General features: G+C 66.5%; 2 protein-coding genes and 1 pseudogene. 2 read left to right on the top strand and 1 reads right to left on the bottom strand.

The genetic code is table 11. The annotated features are described in order from the left end of the window. A pseudogene (locus Q1V87_RS04415) lies at positions 1-347 on the top strand (transcriptional regulator PtsJ); the annotation flags it as partial. Further along, positions 344-1,195 (top strand): pyridoxal kinase PdxY, encoded by an 852-nt coding sequence (gene pdxY, locus Q1V87_RS04410; RefSeq protein WP_292711124.1) that lies wholly within the window; start codon positions 344-346, stop codon positions 1,193-1,195. The pseudogene Q1V87_RS04415 and the gene pdxY, both read left to right, overlap by 4 nt. A gap of 9 nt (positions 1,196-1,204) precedes the next feature. Here the strand turns inward: pdxY and Q1V87_RS04405 are convergent, their stop codons facing one another. Further along, positions 1,205-1,762: an HIT domain-containing protein gene (locus Q1V87_RS04405; RefSeq protein ID WP_300591007.1), complete on the bottom strand. Its 558-nt coding sequence runs from the start codon at positions 1,760-1,762 to the stop codon at positions 1,205-1,207. Positions 1,763-1,811 lie beyond the last annotated feature (49 nt).

Below are 1,811 nucleotides of genomic sequence, written 5' to 3'. Positions count from 1 at the left end.
ATGATGCAGTGCGAAACGACATCCGGCGGGCAGGAGAGCACTACGCCGAGCGCAACGCGGCAGTTGCCACGCTGCTGCAGGATGCCGGTGTTCCGGCGCATGCAGCCGACGGTCTCAATCTGTGGGTGCCGCTCGGAGTGCCTGCTCGAGACGTTGGCGAGTACCTCATGCGGCGCGGGTGGCTCGCGCGCTCAGGTGAAGAGTTCGTGCTAACCGGGGAGGATGCCGCGCAGCACCTGCGCCTGACGGTGCACGACCTCACCGATGCCGAGGCGACACGCCTGGCATCCGATCTGTCAGCTGCTATCGAAGCGGCTCGTTCCACGAAAGCAGGCCAGCCCTCATGAAGATCCTTTCGATCCAGTCAGCCGTCGCCTACGGCCACGTCGGCAACTCTGCAGCGGTGTTCCCCCTGCAGCGCATCGGCGTCGAGGTCTTGCCGGTGTACACCGTGAACTTCTCAAACCACACCGGGTACGGCGCGTGGCGCGGACCGCTGATCTCCCCCGCCGACGTCGCCGAAGTACTCACCGGCATCGAGGAACGCGGGGTCTTTCCGCAGATCGACGCGGTGCTGTCGGGCTACCAGGGCTCGGAGGGAATCGGCGATGTCATCCTGGATGCCGTCGCGCGGGTCAAAGCGGCCAACCCGGCTGCGGTCTACGCCTGTGATCCGGTGATGGGCAACGCAAAGTCCGGATGCTTCGTCGCTCCCGCCATCCCGGTGCTGCTGCGCGAGCGCGTAGTTCCAGCTGCCGACATCATCACCCCGAACCAGTTCGAGTTGGGGTTTCTGACCGGAACCGAACCGGCGGATCTCGAATCCACGCTCGTGTCGGCCGACCTTGCCCGCGACATGGGCCCGCGCACGGTCCTCGTCACCAGCGTCGAACGTCCGGACGCACCCGAAGGAACGATCGAGATGCTCGCCGTCACCGACGATGGCGCGTGGATCGTGCAGACGCCGCGAATCCCGATGAAGGCGAACGGCTCTGGCGACGTGACTGCCGCGCTGTTCACCGCCCACTACGGCGCCACCGGTGACCCAGCGCTTGCTCTCGCACGCACCGTGTCGAGCGTGTTCGACCTTCTGCAGAACACGTATGACTCGGGCGAGCGGGAGTTGCAGCTGGTCGAGTCGCAGGAGGCCTATGCCCACCCGCGGATGCAGTTCGAGGTCACGCGGGTCCGCTGACCCCGACGCTCAGTAGGCGGGCCAGGCTGCCGCGAGAGTCTCGCGCACGTCGCCCAGGAGCTGAGGGAGTGCCTTGGTGCGCGCGATGATCGGGAAGAAGTTCGCGTCCGAGGCCCACCGCGGCACCACGTGCTGGTGCAGGTGCTCGTCGACACCCGCGCCGGCTACCGCCCCCTGATTCATGCCGATGTTGAAGCCGTCGCACCGTGAAACGGCGCGAAGCACGCGCATTGCCGTCTGTGTGAGCTCGGCGATCTCCTGAGTCTCCTCCGTCGTCGCGAGGTCGTAGGTTGCGACATGGCGGTAGGGGCACACCAGGAGGTGACCGGAGTTGTACGGAAAGAGATTCAGCAAGACGTAGGCGCTCTTGCCGCGGTGGACGATCAGGCCGTCGGCATCCGTTTTGCCGGGCGCCGCGCAGAACGGACACGCGGCGCGCATTGCGTCGGCACCGGCCTGGATGTACGCCATCCGGTGTGGAGTCCAGAGGCGCTGGAAGCCGTCGGGCACTCCCGCGAACTCAGATGAGGGCACGGTGTCTGACTCGGATGCCGCGGCATCCGTCATGCCAGGTCCTCCGCAGTGTCCACGAGCGTGCGCTCGGCGATCGCCGTCA

The sequence above is a fragment of the Microbacterium sp. genome (assembly GCF_030149085.1).
Taxonomy (GTDB): domain Bacteria; phylum Actinomycetota; class Actinomycetes; order Actinomycetales; family Microbacteriaceae; genus Microbacterium.
This window is presented reverse-complemented; position numbering and strand designations above follow the sequence as displayed.